Source organism: Anaerosporobacter faecicola (assembly GCF_012070565.1).
GTDB classification, from domain to species: Bacteria; Bacillota; Clostridia; order Lachnospirales; family Lachnospiraceae; genus Anaerosporobacter; species Anaerosporobacter faecicola.
Genome location: NZ_JAAQRO010000030.1, coordinates 175,077 through 190,450 on the forward strand (window position 1 = coordinate 175,077; position 15,374 = coordinate 190,450).

The following is a 15,374-nucleotide window of genomic DNA, read 5'->3' on the forward strand; positions in this document are numbered from 1 at the left end:
TATTCGAACCTCATTTAAAAGCGAGTTATTGATCTGTTTTTTCGTGGTTTCGTTATTACCATTATTAATATGTAGTGCATTTATGGTTCGTTCTTTTCAAATTAAGCTACGTAAGGATTACAAAGAGGAAGCAACTATAAAATTGAAAAATATGGAAGAAAATCTAACGACGATTTTTAACAAGATTGATACCATTAGTGCAGAGTTAAGCGTGAATGAGAATATTGTTAAAACACTGTATGTAAAGGATATACAAAAGAAAAAGAGTATGTATTTAGAGCTCTATAATAATACAACAGAGATTCGGGAATATGCAGACTTTAGTCTATATTCCATCGGAGGTATTTGTAAGTATACGACCAATAATGCAATTGCCATTGGTAGTGAATTACCTACTTACTGGGGAATATTAAGAGCAGCAAGGAAGGAGCCCACCAAGTTACAGATACAGAGAGTGGAGAAGACTACGAGTACTAGAGAAGGAGTACTATTACAGGCTTCACGTGCGATAACAGACAGCAACGGTAATTGTATTGGTTTTATTGTGATTGACATGGATACCAATGATTTTGCAAAGTTGTTTCAAGGGACGTTCTCCTTTAATACCAATCTTATGCTAGTAGATTCTTATTGGCACAGTATCTATAGTACAGAGAGCGCATCGGAACGTTCCATTGTCCCGACTATTCGCAAATGTATATTGGATAAGAAGAATTTTATGGCTGTGAAAAAAGACTGTCGAATCTATATGAGACAAATCGATAACACAGGATTGTCCATTGTGTTAGAACAAGGAGAAGCATTTACGTCTAGTATTACAAGATCGATGTATGGAATTAGTATACTTATGGCAGCGTTGTGTTTTCTATTGTGTGTTGCTGTTTCCCTTACATTAAGTCGTAATTTAGCGAAACCGATGCATACGTTAACAAAAGCAATGAAAGAGGTGGAGAGTGGAGACTTAAACGTACAGATTGAAGTGGAACGTAGGGACGAAATTGGACATCTGGCGATGCATTTTAATCGAATGATAAAAGAATTGCAGTATTATATGATAAAGCAAATACGTCAACAAAAAGAGTTAAATAATGCAAGTATTGCTATGATGCAGGCACAATTAAACCCCCATTTCCTATATAATACGTTAGATACAATGAAATGGGTCGCTAAGGCGAATCATATTCCGGAGATAGCAGTATTATCTTCAAGTCTGGCAAAGATTTTACGCAATAGTATCTCTTCCGAAGCTTTTGTAACCGTGAAAGAGGAGATGGAATTTGTGAAATGTTATATAGATATTCAACAAATTCGATTTGCAGATCGGTTTGATTATGAAGTTCTTTTACCAGAAGAATTAGAGCACTATAAGATCCCAAAGCTGATTGTGCAACCTATTGTTGAAAATGCAATCATTCATGGACTTGCGGATCGTGATAGTGGTAATATACGGGTAGATATTGCATGTGAGGATGACACGCTATTCATCAATGTATTAGATGATGGTTGCGGGATGGCAAAAGAAGTGATGGAACATCTCAATAGTAGAAACAGAGATAATCTGGAGGGACATCTTGGATTTTATAATGTGGATACGATTATACGATTATATTATGGGCATGAATATGGATTAAATGCCAGTGATATAGAAAGCGGAGGTACAAAAGTAACGATTACATTACCCTTACGAAAGGAGGTATTTGATGCTTAAAGTACTTGTAATTGATGATGAAGCATTACTTAGAAAGGGAATTGTACTAGAGATTGACTGGCTTTCTATTGGCTGTATGGTAGTTGCGCAAGCAGCCAATGGAATGGAAGGCATTGAAGCAACACATAAATATCAACCGGACTTAATTATTACAGATATCCGTATGCCCAAGATGGATGGGATACAGATGGTGAAACAGTTACGTGAAGAGGGCAATGAGGTTAGTGTGATATTCTTAACGGCATATAGTGACTTTTCCTACGCGCAGAGTGCGATAAAATTATATGTAGCAGATTACCTTTTAAAGCCCTTTGAAGATGGGGAATTGGAAGCAGCGGTATTGCAAGTAATTAAAAAGTTGGAAGAGAAACAACAAAAAGAGGCGAGTACGGATAAAGATCTAGGATTATTGTTAAAAAAGGGGGATAAGAGTAAGTATGTGATGGAGGCGATTGATTATATTGCCAAGCATTATAGTGATGAACATCTATGCATAGCTACAGTAGCACAGTCCCTTGGTGTAAGTGAAGGGCATCTCAGTCATATATTTAAGAAGGAAACAGAGTTTACCATAATGTCTTATATCACACAGTATCGAATGCATATTGCTATGAAACTTTTAAGTGATTGTAGATATAAGGTGTATGAAGTTACGGAACTAGTAGGATATCATGATTGTGCTTATTTTAGTAGCACTTTTAAGAAAGTGGTGGGAGTTAGCCCATCCGAGTATCAGGATCGTAGCATAAGGTAGGATAATTAAAGTAAGCAGAGTACAGAAAAGAGTCGGTTGTGCAATATGCATAGCCGACTCTTTCTACTATATGCAAATACATACAATATATATGATAAAATAATTAGGAGATAAAGAAAATAATAATTAATATACAATAAAATATGTACATAATAAATAATTATATGCAATATGTCAGTATTTTAAAAGAAATAACAGTTATGTCATCTATTGTTTTTTGCTTCTCTCTTTTATAATAAAACTATCAACAAGAGTAGATATCCTTAAGGATAATTACATTGATGGGTAAGAAATAATAGGAGGATGATTGTATGAAAAAGATGAAACGTATGGTATCTCTAGTAGTAATTCTTAGTATGTTGGTACTTGCTTTGGGTGGATGTAAATCTAGCTCAGACAAAGGTTCAAAAGATGGCGATGGAAAATCATCTAGTAACAGTGAGATTGACAAGATTATTAAAGAAGCAGAGTCTATGACACTAGAAGAATTGGCAAAGAAAGCAATCGAAGAATCCAACGGAAAGACCTTCTATGGTGTTGGAAATTCCAGCCGTGGAAAGACTGCTTTACCTTTATTTATTGAGTATCTACAAACGATTGATTCATCTTATTCGATGGAATATGAATGGCAACAACCAAAAAACAATAAGATTTTTGATCAATTGACATCCGATGCACTTAAATCAACAGGTACATTCGCAATGACATTAATTCAAGATGGTAATCAGATCGAAAGCAAGATGGTACAGACCAAAACATTAAAGACATTCATTCCTCAAGAATGGGCAAAGGCGAATGGAGTGAAAGCAGATGAATACGATGGATTTCTTCCTCTTCAAACCTTGAACAAAGTTTTCATGTTCAATAACACCGGAAGTGCAACGTATGACAATTGCTGGGACTTTGTAGCGGAGAACACACATGCTCTTTATATGGATATTGATTCTGAGATAGTTGGTAAGAATTTTCTATATATGTTAACAAAGGATGAATATGCAGGTTGGCTAAAAGAAGCTTTTGAAGCACTTGACAGTACAGAACAAGCATATTTGACACCTACAATCAGTGCGATGGAATCAGAGGCAAAAGACCTTGGTCTTGGTGAAAATGGCAAGTATGCCTTAGCATGGATAAAATTATGGGTTGAGAACTATAATGCGCAAACCGATGATGGTCCAATCTGTAATACATTAGTATCCGCTTCCGCTACAGACCAAAGTGGTTTATTAGTATATTCAAAACTTCGTTCTGTTGAAGAATCCGATTCGGTATCGAAGAAGAATGTAACAGTAGCAGCGTATAATGATGGTTACAAAGGCATAGGTGGATTTGGGTATTGCCATTACCTTTTTGTAACAGACAACAGCCCGCTTCCTTGGACTGCATGTGCATTCATTGCATATTTAACTTGTACAGAAGATGGTTTCAGTGCTTGGGGAAAAGATATGGGCGGTTATTCTTCTAACCCAGAAGTTGCAACTGCAATTGAGGCAACCTATAACCATAGTGAGGGTGGTTACGTAGATGGTCAAAACACATTTGAATGTTGTAATGACCGTGGTTATGACTGGTGGACAACAAATGGAAAATTAGTATTAGAAGATCCAGAATATTGTTCTTCTGTAGCATTTACCGTTGGTAGTTGGATCGAGTTATTAACAAAATACAGTGCAGAGTAGTTTTATATAGTGTAGCGATTATTACTATTAGAAGGCGCTTAGATTTTAGTACAACGGTATAAATAGTAGAATCTAAGCGTCCTTATTTTATTATGAGGTGACTAGTATGAATCAAACAAGGAGTCGTAATCCCAATAGACATGTGATTCTTAAGAATAAATTAAAGACATTTTTTTCAAAACCACAGAATTTGATTCTATTGTTATTCGGTATCGTACTTACTTTTACAACCTTCGCCCCTGTGGTAGCTATTATTAAAGATACATTCTCCATTCACCCAGGTACGATTGATGCATATCTTTCGAATAAAGTAGATGGATATACAGTTGCCAATTATGTTGATTTATTCACAGGAAAATTAGCAAGAACGAATTTATGGATTCCATTGTGGAACACAGTTTTGTTAGCAGTATTTGCATGTTTCATTTCCATATTGTATGGTGGTACATTTGCCTTTTTAGTAACGAGAACAAATCTACGATGTAAGAAATATTTAAGTGCGATATTCATATTTCCATACATTATGCCACAGTGGACATTGGCTGTTGTATGGCAGAATTTATTCAACAGTAATGCAGTTACAGGAACTGCGAACGGCTTGTTAGCCTCCCTATTCGGAATTGAGATGCCGATGTGGTGGTGCCAAGGGTTATTCCCAAGTGCGATTGTTTTAGGACTGCATTATGCGCCATTTGCTTATATTCTTATTGGTGGAATCTTCCGTAATATGGATGCGAACCTTGAGGAAGCAGCTACGATATTGGATACACCTAAGATCAAGACGATGTTTAAAGTTACATTACCTATGGTAAAACCAGCCATACTATCGACAATTCTTTTGGTATTTGGTAGTTCCATGGGAAGTTATCCAGTACCACACTATCTAGGTTTGACTACATTATCCACAAAATACATTTCTCTGAATTCAAAGTATACAGGAGAAGCGAGTATTCTGGCAATTATTATGATGGTCTTTGGTGTGGCAATTCTGATGATGAATCAAGTAAGTCTTAAGAGCCGTAAGTCTTACACGACGGTTACAGGAAAGTCAGGACAGATTTCGAAGATTAACCTTGGTAAAGTGGGAAGAAACGTGATTGCAGGGGTATTTGTTGTACTTACATTCTTTACGAGTATATTCCCAATTATTTCATTTGCATTTGAAACCTTCTTACCAAACCCAGGGGATTATAGTTTCTTATATACAGGTAATATTCATAATTTGACGACAAAGTGGTGGTTGACGAAAGAGAATATTACAGAGAATGGATTGTATGGGCAGCAAGGAATTCTGTTTAATTCTACGATTTGGAACGCATTTAAAGGAACCTTATTCGTTTCCGTTTGCTGTGCATTAATTGCTGGTACAATCGGTACATTAATTGGTTATGCAGTAGCCAAAAACAGAAGAAGCAAATGGGCAAATTATGTTAATTCCGTTGCCTTCTTACCGTATCTAATGCCTTCCATAGCAGTAGGTGTTGCGTATTTTATCTTGTTTTCTAATGAAAAGATTAACCTGTTTAATACGTATGCATTGTTAATTATAGCTGGTACCGTGAAGTATATTCCGTTTGCGAGTCGAAGTTCTTTAAACTCAATGTTACAACTAAGTGGTGAGATTGAGGAGGCAGCCATTATACAGAATCTACCATGGCATAAGAGAATGTTTCGGATCATTATACCAATCCAGAAATCCTCTATAATCAGCGGCTATTTGTTACCATTTATGACATGTTTAAGAGAATTATCTCTATTCATGCTATTATGTGTACAAGGCTTTATCGTCGCTACTACATTGGATTATTTTGATGAAATGGGATTATATGCATTCTCAAGTGCAATTAATTTAATCTTGGTTGTCACGATTTTAATCTGTAATGCCTTAGTAAATAAATTGACCGGTGCAAGTCTCGATAAAGGAATTGGCGGAAACTAGTAGAAGGGAGTTGTTGCGATTATGCCAGAAATTAAGTTAACGAATGTAACGAAAAGATGGGGAAAGTTTTATGCAGTAGATCATTTGGATCTTGCTATAGAGGACAATTCCTTTATCACACTATTAGGACCTTCTGGTTGTGGTAAGACTACAACCCTCAGAATGATAGCGGGTCTAGAGACTCCAACTAGTGGAAGAATAACAATTGGAGATCGTGTAGTGTTTGATAGTGAACTTGGTATTAATGTACCTGCTAATAAGAGAAAGGTTGGTTTCCTGTTTCAAAACTATGCATTATGGCCTAATATGACCGTATATCAAAACATTGCATTTGGTCTTAGCAACGTAAAAGAGGAAATGCCTACATATGACTTTGATGCTAAGAATATATCCGTATTGCTACATATACTTAAAAACCCCAACGATATAATAAAATTAACGAGAGAGTGTAAAGATAAGAATGGAAAGATTGATGAGAGTAAAGTCTATCTAATCTTTATTGATACGTATAAAATCTCTCTATATACAGCCAAGAAGTTATATGGATATAAATTACATGAAGCCACGAATGTAGCTTCACAAGTGGAGTCCATAGTAACGAATCTTAATAAAAAATACAAACAGATTCTTGATGCACATAAAGCAAAGGGAATAGAGCTTAATGCAGAATTTGCACTTGTGAAGAATGGTCAGGTTGTTACTACAGAGAGAAAACTTACGAAAGAAGAAGTAGATTTGGCTGTAAGAAGAGTTTCTCGTATTGTCAAGATTGGAATGTTTATGGATCGCTATCCAGCTGAATTATCCGGAGGACAACAACAACGTGTAGCTATTGCGAGAACATTAGCGCCAGAACCAACAGTACTCTTTATGGATGAGCCATTATCAAATCTTGATGCAAAACTTCGATTAGAGATGCGTTATGAGTTACAGCGTCTACATGTGGAAACAGGAAGTACATTTGTCTATGTAACACACGACCAAATGGAAGCCATGACATTAGCAACGAAGATCTGTCTAATTAACAATGGTGTTTTACAACAATATGCTGCACCACTAGAAGTATACAATTATCCAAATAATACATTTGTAGCGGATTTTGTTGGAAACCCATCGATTAATTTCATTGAAGCAAAAGGAAAGCAAACGGCTGACGGTGACATTACAGTATCCCTATTCGATGGAATAGAGGCAAGTTTCCAGCCGAATAGAGTGCAAGCGGAAGGAAAGACACTATCACTAAAAGATTGGTTTGCGAATCGAGATAAAGAAGCAAGAGACGTAGAACAAGTAAAGCAGAATAATCTGAAAGATAAGAAATATGTAGAGAAAGGAAACAAGGATGAAGTATTCCAATATCATATTGCTAAGGTACATGAGGAAGAATTCATCGAGAAAGAAGAACCAGTAATTACAGAGGAAGACTTTGTAATCGGTGTACGACCTGAATTCGTAAGAATGAGCGATTCCGGAAAAGTAGAAGGCGTAATCTATGGTGCGATGCCAACGGGTATGGAATCTACGGTTAAGATACGAGTCGGAGATTTCTTATTAACCGGCGTAATCTTTGGTGGAGTAAGTTATGTAATAGGCGCAAAGGTGACGTTCGATTTTAGTGGTGAAAACATTATGCTGTTTGATCGGAAATCTGGAAGATACATAACTTCTGGTACGTTAGCAATTACAAAGTAAGGGAGACTTACTAGATCTGTTGTGCATTACGTATTCTATTGTGTTATCAATTATAACAAAATACAGGAATACAACGAGTATCGAATTACACCGTTGTATGTCATCTAGGGGAAGAGAACTTCAACTATGGCATACAGCGGTGTAATTTTTTGGTTATAAGATTTTAGCATGTTGTTTCTTGTGGTGTTTCAAAACAGAGAAACATGCCATCAGTTTTCCTGGTTAGGTGACACAGATTGCATGAGAGCGAAGAACTGTTTTGGGTCACCAGTACGAAAGTATTCATACCAAGATTCCAGTGCATCTGGATGAAAGACACCTAAATGCGCAATAATTTGTTTCGTCCATAATAAAGCGCCGGTACAAGCAGCAGTTATTAGATTGCCATCAGCTACCGATGGTTCGTCTATATAGTAATTTTGTCCTTTATAGCTTGGGGAAATCATTTCAAGAAATCCAGGTCCATTGCTGGTATGAGGACGATGATCCAATAGTCCAAAGTTGGCAAGTGCAGCAGTAGCCCCACAGATTGCGCATACGGTAGCACCTATAGCGAGAAATTCACTTGCTTTTTCTAGGATAGCGCCATGCTTTGGGTCGTTCCATGTATCTGCGCCCGGTAAGAGCAACATGCTTGTTTCATTCACAACAATGTCATCAATTAAACAATTGGGCACGATTGTCATTCCACCCATTGTATGAATGGGGTCTTTCGAATAACTAACTGTTTTAAACGATACACGCTCTGCGCCCTTTTTGAAGAATCGACCAGAATTCAATTCTGCAGTAACATGCCCTATTTCCCAGTCAGCTAACGTATCAAGAACATAAATATAGATTGTAAACATATACATTTCCTCCTTTTATCATAGCTAGTAATTTGCTTTGTTTCTTTTTGTATTCATTATACCCTCTAATTGTTGACAACACTATGGCAACAATCTATAATAATAAAAAGAAATTATTTGAGGTGACAATTAGTGAAAGTAGACAGGCTTGTTAGTATTATTATGATACTTCTTGATAAAAAGCGTATAGGTGCGCAGGAATTAGCGGATATGTTTGAAGTCTCACCACGCACAATCTACCGTGACATAGACGCAATCAATATGGCGGGGATTCCTGTATGCTCGATACCGGGAGTTGGTGGTGGCTTTGAAATCATGCAGAATTATAAGATTGATAAAAAGGTTTTTTCGACTGCTGAGCTTTCTACGATCTTGATGGGAATCTCTAGCCTTTCTAACATGATACGAGGGGATGAACTTGTGAATGCTCTTGCGAAAGTCAAAAGTTTTATCCCTGCAGATCGAGCGAAAGATATTGAATTAAAAGCTAATCAAATCTATATCGATTTAACTCCCTGGTTGGGTAACAGGAACATTCAACCATATTTAGATAGGATCAAAACAGCGATACAGGAAAGTAAGCTGCTTTCTTATGAATATATAAATCGACACGGGAATAAAACCACAAGAACCGCCGAGCCGTATCAGCTTGTATTGAAAAATAGCCATTGGTACATGCAAGGGTATTGCTATAAAAGAAATGATTTTCGTTTATTCAAACTATCTCGCATGTCAAACCTACAGATAGTAGAGAAATCTTTTACGCCTCGAGATTATCAAAAACCGCAGTTAGAATTTACTGATATTTTATCAACAATGCAAACAAGAATCAAAATTCGTATTCATAAATCTGTCATGGATAGGGTACTTGATTATTGCAATTATGAACAATTTATCCCAGACGGTGAGGAACATTACATTGTAAGTTTTCCTTTCATAGAGAATGAATACTACTACAATATGCTTTTCAGTTTTGGGGATAAATGTGAGTGTTTGGAGCCGTTACATATCCGCACAGAAGTGAAGCGTAGAATACATGATATTGCTATCCTATACGAAAACTAGAAGAAAATTTCCTGATTTTTCTACAGAAATCGGATTTGTGAGGAGTATGAAACTTGAAGAAGCAGTTATTCATATAGGCTTAGGTTTTGATATGATAAAAAGAAAGAAGGAGAAATCAACATGAATACAGAAAGTAGTCAGAAAAAGAATTATGGTGATATTATTTATCTGAGTGGTCTTACAAGTACAGGTAAATCATCAATGATTAAGGAGTTAACTTCACGTAAAAAGCAGATGTTTTTTGTCCTAGGTTTTGATATGTTTGAAGAAACCATACCAGAGTGGGCTTATACACAGGAGTATTATTCGAATGCTATTATTGCAATGTATCATGCTGCACGTAGTCTGTCAGAACAGGGGCATGATGTCATAATTGATGGTTTAATTATGAAGATGAAAGGATTAGAACATCATTATGAGGAACTGACAAAGATATTTGAAGGGTATCCATTAAAGATAATTAATGTACACTGCTCTTTTGAGGTATTACGCCAGAGAAATATTGCTCGTGGGGATCGGAGAGAGAACCAATCAATGGAACAAAGCAAATTCGTAGAAGAGAATATTCCGTACTACTATAGTATTGATTCAGAAAGAAATACGATTGCTCAATGTGTCGATTTGTTGCTAAGTAAGATTACGAAATCTTAGTATTTCACATAACCATGCTTCTGTACATATAGTATTACTAGTAATGATTAGGAGGCGACCAATGCGCGATTATGTAGCTACCTCATTAGAATTGCATCTGTTCTTTGCAAGAATAATGAAAGAACATGCTTTTTTTATGGAGATTGGGTTTACCAAAGCAGATGTGTTTTGTACGGAAGATGCAAGAAAATTCAAGGAAGCGTTTGAAAGCTTGTTGCTGAAGGTTGTAGAAAGTAGCGAAGGTATTGTAGATCGTGATGTGTTGAAGTCGGGAGAAATCCTTACAGAGTATACATTTGATTCTGAGAAAAAAACGGAGGAATTAACGGGTGCTTGTATTAACCAGAAGATTACCAAATTAGAAAATGATTTAGTACAAAACTGTTTAAAGGAAAGAAGGACTGTTGATCAATGTACTCTAAACAATGTAAGAGATCTGAATCAGTGGGCACTAGAGTTAGTATCGGAATTTATAGACTTTAAAAAATGGGTGTTAAAGCAAGTGCTTAGCTGTAATATGTATACAGCGAACTATCCGTTATTATTAGAGCATATCATACGAGAGGCAGAATTATATGAGCAATACATAAAAGATTTGGAATCTGGATGTGTGAAAGAGCAGGAAAGTATACAAAAGGTTGAGTTGTTCTGGAACCAGATTATGATGGAACATGCACTTTTTATTCGAGGATTACTAGACCCAACCGAGAATGAACTGATTGGTACCGCAGATGATTTTGCTAGTGAGTATGCTAGATTAATAATGGATGCTAGGAATATGAATCAAAGAACAATTGATTCCGTAACGAATGCAATTAAAGAAGAGACCGTAAAATACCGTGATTTTAAAGAAGCTGGTACGAAAGGAATTAATGAATGTAAGATTCGCTCCCTAATTGTGCCATTGTTGGCGGATCACGTGCTTAGAGAAGCAAACCATTATTTAAGATTGTTATCACATGAATAATAGGAAGATATATGAGAATAGAATGATTAGTTGGAAAAGGAATGAATTAGGTATAACAAGAAACGAAGGGGCTGTAAAAAACAGTCCCTTTTCCTTTGCTCAGCCATGAATAAACAGTAGTAATCTTATCGCATGATAACAATCTTTCCAGTCCAACATTTAACAACCTTTACCGGATCCTTTACTTTCAGATGTTTATAGTGGTGCCCTGGAACAATCGTGCTTATTCTCACATGCATCAGACTTTTGTGTATATCCTCAAAATAAACGTTATAGTTGTAACCTCTATATTGTCCTGCACGTTCTGCGTTCTTAGCCGAGATACGCCCATATCGGATCCCTTTCGGTTTACCTGCATAATAGATCCACCATGGAGCAGATGCTAGAGATACATACAGAATCACCGTCGCTATCACGCATTTGAAAAATGATAGTTGATACGTTGTTGCTATTTCATTTGCTAACATGAAGGATAAAGGAGAACATATTCCACCAAATAACAAACAGAATCGCATACGTCTTTTACTATACAATGAAAATTGCATTCGATCTTCTTTGCTGATTTGATTAAAATCAATATCTGACACTTTTGCTTTTATATTAATCGCACCTCGATTCATTAAGTACTTCTGTAAAACACCTGCAATCATTCATATAATTAGGGCAGATGTTCCATCTTAAATTTCCCTATTTATTATAGCACAGTTTCTTACAATAGTGATACTTTCTGGCAGAAGAGCACTTTAATAATTGTGATATGGGCCTCAAATAGCAGAGCATATTAGGAGGCGCGCAGATGGATTGCGTATTAAAGAAGGAAAATCTTAGAATTGTACGAGATATAATTTTGTGATAGGATATGACAAAAGAGAAACAATTTCAGAAATTAGATGAGATTGTAGTATTAACAAAAAAGAGAGATTGTAACGTTGAGTAACATCTTAGAATATAAGCATTATACAAGCTAGGAGGAGGTACATATGGATTACTATCATTTAGTTACGAGAATTCCAATGGAAAAGGGGCAGATTATTGACTTTGAAAATGGGAATACAAACCGATTATATGATTTTTGGATGAAACGGGAAGCAAGGACAGAAGATGGCAAAGATATCTTTGATGTGCTCACTGCCAATAAACTACAGGAGGAAATCGGAATTGCATATGATTACGTATTTAATCAGGCGAGAGCAGTTCGAGAAACAATTATGGAACTGGTACGTGTTCAGTTATATCCAGAACGACCTTCTAGATTTTCCTGTCTGTATGTTAGTGAATCCTTAGAGAATATAGGAAAATGGAAAGAGAACTTTGAAAGTTATAATCGTGAAGTATTGCAGTTGGTAAAGCTTCGATCGAATATTGAGGCATTTACAGGAGACGCCAGTTTATTACCAGAGATCAATGGGGATAGTTTTGATAAAAAGATACAGCAGGCAAAACGTTATTGGTCGGGTGAACGACATGGAGAATTGGAAGAAACGCTTCTTGGAGGCAGGATCGAAGTTGTAGAGATTGTTAAGGAGTATAGCAAATAATTTCACCTCCCCTCAAATTGATGTGACCCTAAAAGATAGACTAAATCGAACTACTTTGGGGTTCCGTACAATAGGAGGGGGGGCTGATATAGTATTGCTATTTATATATTCAACAGATTTTATGTTTCATCATCAAATCTACTTAACGCCTGTGTTAATTGATGTGCAGTACGCAGTTCGATACGCCATAGAATTACTTCTAGAATGCCGTCAATCACAACAATACCAAAAAATATGGCAACGGCTTCCCTCCAATTTTTGATGACTCCCATTGCATAGGAAAAGCCAAGAATCAACGCGATCAATACACATAAGTGAATGAGTTTTTTCACAATGGTCTGACGCATCGTATATTCCTTCTTCGAATAGCCAAAGATGTCAGGTAGTATTCCAATGACGGCATAGATCAGCGGAGACAGTAATATATCATAGCCGTATTTTGCATCGGGTTCTAGTATGTTTCCTGCCAACCAGATAAACAGTACAAGAAAGGTTACTAGCATAAAATAGGTAGGAATTACTTTTTGTAACAAATATTCTTTATACTTCATTTTTCTGTCCTCCTAAGAGAGTTTTTTTTAGCTGTTTTACATACTGCCTAGATACGATTAGCTGTTCTCCATTCTTCAGGTGTGCCGTAAATCTGGCATTTAAGGCAGGAGTTATAGTTTGTATTTTACGAAGATTCACTACAATCGACTTGGATATTCGAAGAAAGTATATGTCCTGGTAGCGTTCTTCCACTTCGTATAGTCTACTTCTGATCTCATACACTTGATCTTTGGTATATGCAAAGACATGCTCATCGAGTGCTTCAAAATAAAATATATCAGAGAGCAGCAGTTGTGTATACGTTCCATCAAGCATTCCCGTAATCTCGTGACCCTTCGATTGTATAAATACAAGAATTTCGCGTACATCCTCGGTAAGTTCAACACATTCTATGGTCACTTTCTCATCTTTTTTTTCTTTTACTCTATGTACTTCTGTCTTCATTTCCTACCAGCCTCCCGGATTTTCGTACTTTATGCAGGTTATATCCAGTAGTCTGGTAGTATGAAAACTTTACGAAAATATCTACGCAAAGTGCGAAGTGAAAGACATTTATTTTAAGTCATACACATCTTGAATCTCCAGTACCGTATCACCCTTGATATAATAATTAAACCACTGGAGAGCAATGCTGTCAATTTGCTTGATACATTCCTTGGCATCACAGGTTCCATTCCCTAACATGTTTGCTAAGAATGGGGAGAACATTGGTAAATCAGTAAAATTCATATGTCCAGTTCCAAGGATCGTTACTGCTTGCCCAACGGATGCAATGGAAAGGGTATGGTTATTGACATACTCATTAGCGGAATGCTGAATGGATTCGTTGTGATCCTCTGCTCGCATATCAAGAACTGGTACAGTAAGAGGTTCATTATTATAAACCCACTCACCATTTTCATCAAGAGTTCGTTCTCCAAGATGCGTTCCATCGAGGACAACGACAGCACCAATGTTGTCTCTTTCTCTAGCGATTTCTACAGCTGTAGCCCCACCAAGAGAATGTCCAATCAGCCCTATGCTGTCAATATTCATATGTGCAAATGCTGCATCGGTTGTATTTTCATTTACCATCTGTTCAATGGTATCCAATACAAAGTTCATATCACCAGTACGGATGGCCATCCATTTATCTTCCAATTTCTTTTCTTCTTCATTTTCATATAACTCATTTGTTGCATCAACTGCTTCCTGCATAAAGTTCATATTAACTAATTTTATACTTCCGTTGGTTTCTTTTGTGAAAAATGCGTGGTACGTATGGCTAATGCTACAGACAATATACCCATTGGAGGCAAGTTCTTGATACAAAGAATAATTGCTTTCAATAAAACCAAATGCTCCATGCGAGAATACGATCAATGGAAATGTTTCTTCGGTTCCAAGTTCCGTACCATCTTTGTATTGCGATGGATAATAAAATTTTACGGTTACATTTCTTCCTTCCTGTTTTTTTGAAAGTGTTTCCGTTCTACTTTCATCCGTCCAGGTATAGGTAGCTGTTTTACTTTCATATTGTCCGGTTGTTTCTAGTTGTTTATATTGTGGAAAGATAAGTAGGGGTACTACTGAAAATCCGATTAATCCAATCATTTGAATCGTATGATGAATCGTTCTACCTTTCTTATAATCTTTTCCTTTCAAGATTCCTTTTGTGTGTTTCATTAATACGACTACCGAGTATACAGTTAGTAGTAATAACGTGAGATACAGACCTTTAACACGGAAGGTCCACTCAATAATTCCTGTTATTACTGCCAGCACTGCCACTCCGAAAGCCCCAATTCTTATTGCGGCACGTTCTATTTTGATATTCTTCTTTTGTAATATGGAATATACCATCATCCCAACCTCAACTACTACAATTAATGCGAATATAATCCAACCCATCATATACATGTTCCTTTCTTATTCTTGTCCTATGAAGCCAGGTTTTTCTTTTTCCCTGGGCTCTTGTTTTTTGTTGAATTCAGCGTACCAT

Annotated in this window: 14 protein-coding genes; 9 read left to right on the forward strand and 5 right to left on the reverse strand. The window is 36.5% G+C overall.

Annotated elements, in window-relative coordinates; translation table 11 throughout:
- Positions 1 to 43 precede the first annotated feature (43 nt).
- The 5 genes from HBB17_RS13435 (at position 44) to HBB17_RS13455 (ending at position 7,772) form a co-directional block, all read left to right on the forward strand.
- On the forward strand, positions 44 to 1,708 hold the full coding sequence (locus HBB17_RS13435; RefSeq protein ID WP_167958009.1) for a cache domain-containing sensor histidine kinase: 1,665 nt from the start codon (positions 44 to 46) through the stop codon (positions 1,706 to 1,708).
- Complete coding sequence (locus tag HBB17_RS13440) at positions 1,701 to 2,462, forward strand: response regulator transcription factor (RefSeq protein WP_167958010.1); 762 nt, start codon at positions 1,701 to 1,703, stop codon at positions 2,460 to 2,462. The genes HBB17_RS13435 and HBB17_RS13440 overlap by 8 nt, the downstream gene beginning before the upstream one ends.
- 320 nt (positions 2,463 to 2,782) lie before the next feature.
- On the forward strand, positions 2,783 to 4,141 hold the full coding sequence (locus HBB17_RS13445; RefSeq protein WP_167958137.1) for a hypothetical protein: 1,359 nt from the start codon (positions 2,783 to 2,785) through the stop codon (positions 4,139 to 4,141).
- 106 nt (positions 4,142 to 4,247) lie between these two features.
- Positions 4,248 to 6,080 carry an ABC transporter permease gene (locus HBB17_RS13450; protein ID WP_167958011.1) on the forward strand — a complete coding sequence of 611 codons (1,833 nt, stop codon included), beginning with the start codon at positions 4,248 to 4,250 and terminating at the stop codon, positions 6,078 to 6,080.
- A gap of 21 nt (positions 6,081 to 6,101) precedes the next feature.
- Complete coding sequence (locus HBB17_RS13455) at positions 6,102 to 7,772, forward strand: ABC transporter ATP-binding protein (RefSeq protein ID WP_167958012.1); 1,671 nt, start codon at positions 6,102 to 6,104, stop codon at positions 7,770 to 7,772.
- A 209-nt stretch (positions 7,773 to 7,981) separates the two neighbouring features.
- Here the strand turns inward: HBB17_RS13455 and HBB17_RS13460 are convergent, their stop codons facing one another.
- Positions 7,982 to 8,620 carry a type 1 glutamine amidotransferase family protein gene (locus HBB17_RS13460; protein ID WP_167958013.1) on the reverse strand — a complete coding sequence of 213 codons (639 nt, stop codon included), beginning with the start codon at positions 8,618 to 8,620 and terminating at the stop codon, positions 7,982 to 7,984.
- Between the two features lie 132 nt (positions 8,621 to 8,752).
- On the opposite strand from HBB17_RS13460, the gene HBB17_RS13465 reads away from it, so the two are divergent.
- The 3 genes from HBB17_RS13465 to HBB17_RS13475 all read left to right on the forward strand — a co-directional run bounded on the left by HBB17_RS13465 (position 8,753) and on the right by HBB17_RS13475 (position 11,303).
- Positions 8,753 to 9,685: a helix-turn-helix transcriptional regulator gene (locus HBB17_RS13465; RefSeq protein WP_167958014.1), complete on the forward strand. Its 933-nt coding sequence runs from the start codon at positions 8,753 to 8,755 to the stop codon at positions 9,683 to 9,685.
- Positions 9,686 to 9,805: 120 nt separating this feature from the next.
- Positions 9,806 to 10,336, forward strand: coding sequence for a phosphotransferase-like protein (locus tag HBB17_RS13470; RefSeq protein WP_167958015.1), 531 nt, complete (start codon positions 9,806 to 9,808; stop codon positions 10,334 to 10,336).
- A gap of 61 nt (positions 10,337 to 10,397) precedes the next feature.
- The gene (locus tag HBB17_RS13475; RefSeq protein ID WP_167958016.1) at positions 10,398 to 11,303 is read left to right on the forward strand and encodes a DUF2935 domain-containing protein; all 906 of its coding nucleotides are present in this window, start codon (positions 10,398 to 10,400) and stop codon (positions 11,301 to 11,303) included.
- A 125-nt stretch (positions 11,304 to 11,428) separates the two neighbouring features.
- Here HBB17_RS13475 and HBB17_RS13480 read toward each other — a convergent pair whose 3' ends face one another.
- Positions 11,429 to 11,953, reverse strand: a complete 525-nt coding sequence (locus tag HBB17_RS13480; RefSeq protein ID WP_167958017.1) for a hypothetical protein — start codon at positions 11,951 to 11,953, stop codon at positions 11,429 to 11,431.
- Positions 11,954 to 12,283: 330 nt separating this feature from the next.
- Between HBB17_RS13480 and HBB17_RS13485 the strand changes: the two genes are divergently transcribed.
- Positions 12,284 to 12,841 carry a DUF2441 domain-containing protein gene (locus HBB17_RS13485; RefSeq protein ID WP_167958018.1) on the forward strand — a complete coding sequence of 186 codons (558 nt, stop codon included), beginning with the start codon at positions 12,284 to 12,286 and terminating at the stop codon, positions 12,839 to 12,841.
- A 119-nt stretch (positions 12,842 to 12,960) separates the two neighbouring features.
- On the opposite strand, the gene HBB17_RS13490 is transcribed toward HBB17_RS13485, so the two are convergent.
- From HBB17_RS13490 to HBB17_RS13500, 3 genes are all read right to left on the reverse strand, one after another.
- On the reverse strand, positions 12,961 to 13,392 hold the full coding sequence (locus tag HBB17_RS13490; protein WP_167958019.1) for a hypothetical protein: 432 nt from the start codon (positions 13,390 to 13,392) through the stop codon (positions 12,961 to 12,963).
- Complete coding sequence (locus HBB17_RS13495) at positions 13,382 to 13,837, reverse strand: LytTR family DNA-binding domain-containing protein (protein ID WP_167958020.1); 456 nt, start codon at positions 13,835 to 13,837, stop codon at positions 13,382 to 13,384. The genes HBB17_RS13490 and HBB17_RS13495 overlap by 11 nt, the downstream gene beginning before the upstream one ends.
- Before the next feature lie 108 nt (positions 13,838 to 13,945).
- Positions 13,946 to 15,286, reverse strand: a complete 1,341-nt coding sequence (locus HBB17_RS13500; protein WP_167958021.1) for an alpha/beta hydrolase family protein — start codon at positions 15,284 to 15,286, stop codon at positions 13,946 to 13,948.
- Between the last annotated feature and the right edge of the window lie 88 nt (positions 15,287 to 15,374).

Bases quoted from the DNA above. Each gene is read 5' to 3' on its own strand.
- HBB17_RS13500 (WP_167958021.1), bottom strand. From the start codon at position 15,286: ATGATGGGTTGGATTATATTCGCATTAATTGTAGTAGTTGAGGTTGGG.
- HBB17_RS13480 (WP_167958017.1), bottom strand. From the start codon at position 11,953: ATGATTGCAGGTGTTTTACAGAAGTACTTAATGAATCGAGGTGCGATT.
- HBB17_RS13470 (WP_167958015.1), top strand. From the start codon at position 9,806: ATGAATACAGAAAGTAGTCAGAAAAAGAATTATGGTGATATTATTTAT.
- HBB17_RS13440 (WP_167958010.1), top strand. From the start codon at position 1,701: ATGCTTAAAGTACTTGTAATTGATGATGAAGCATTACTTAGAAAGGGA.
- HBB17_RS13495 (WP_167958020.1), bottom strand. From the start codon at position 13,837: ATGAAGACAGAAGTACATAGAGTAAAAGAAAAAAAAGATGAGAAAGTG.
- HBB17_RS13490 (WP_167958019.1), bottom strand. From the start codon at position 13,392: ATGAAGTATAAAGAATATTTGTTACAAAAAGTAATTCCTACCTATTTT.
- HBB17_RS13460 (WP_167958013.1), bottom strand. From the start codon at position 8,620: ATGTTTACAATCTATATTTATGTTCTTGATACGTTAGCTGACTGGGAA.
- HBB17_RS13445 (WP_167958137.1), top strand. From the start codon at position 2,783: ATGAAACGTATGGTATCTCTAGTAGTAATTCTTAGTATGTTGGTACTT.
- HBB17_RS13450 (WP_167958011.1), top strand. From the start codon at position 4,248: ATGAATCAAACAAGGAGTCGTAATCCCAATAGACATGTGATTCTTAAG.
- HBB17_RS13485 (WP_167958018.1), top strand. From the start codon at position 12,284: ATGGATTACTATCATTTAGTTACGAGAATTCCAATGGAAAAGGGGCAG.
- HBB17_RS13475 (WP_167958016.1), top strand. From the start codon at position 10,398: ATGCGCGATTATGTAGCTACCTCATTAGAATTGCATCTGTTCTTTGCA.
- HBB17_RS13455 (WP_167958012.1), top strand. From the start codon at position 6,102: ATGCCAGAAATTAAGTTAACGAATGTAACGAAAAGATGGGGAAAGTTT.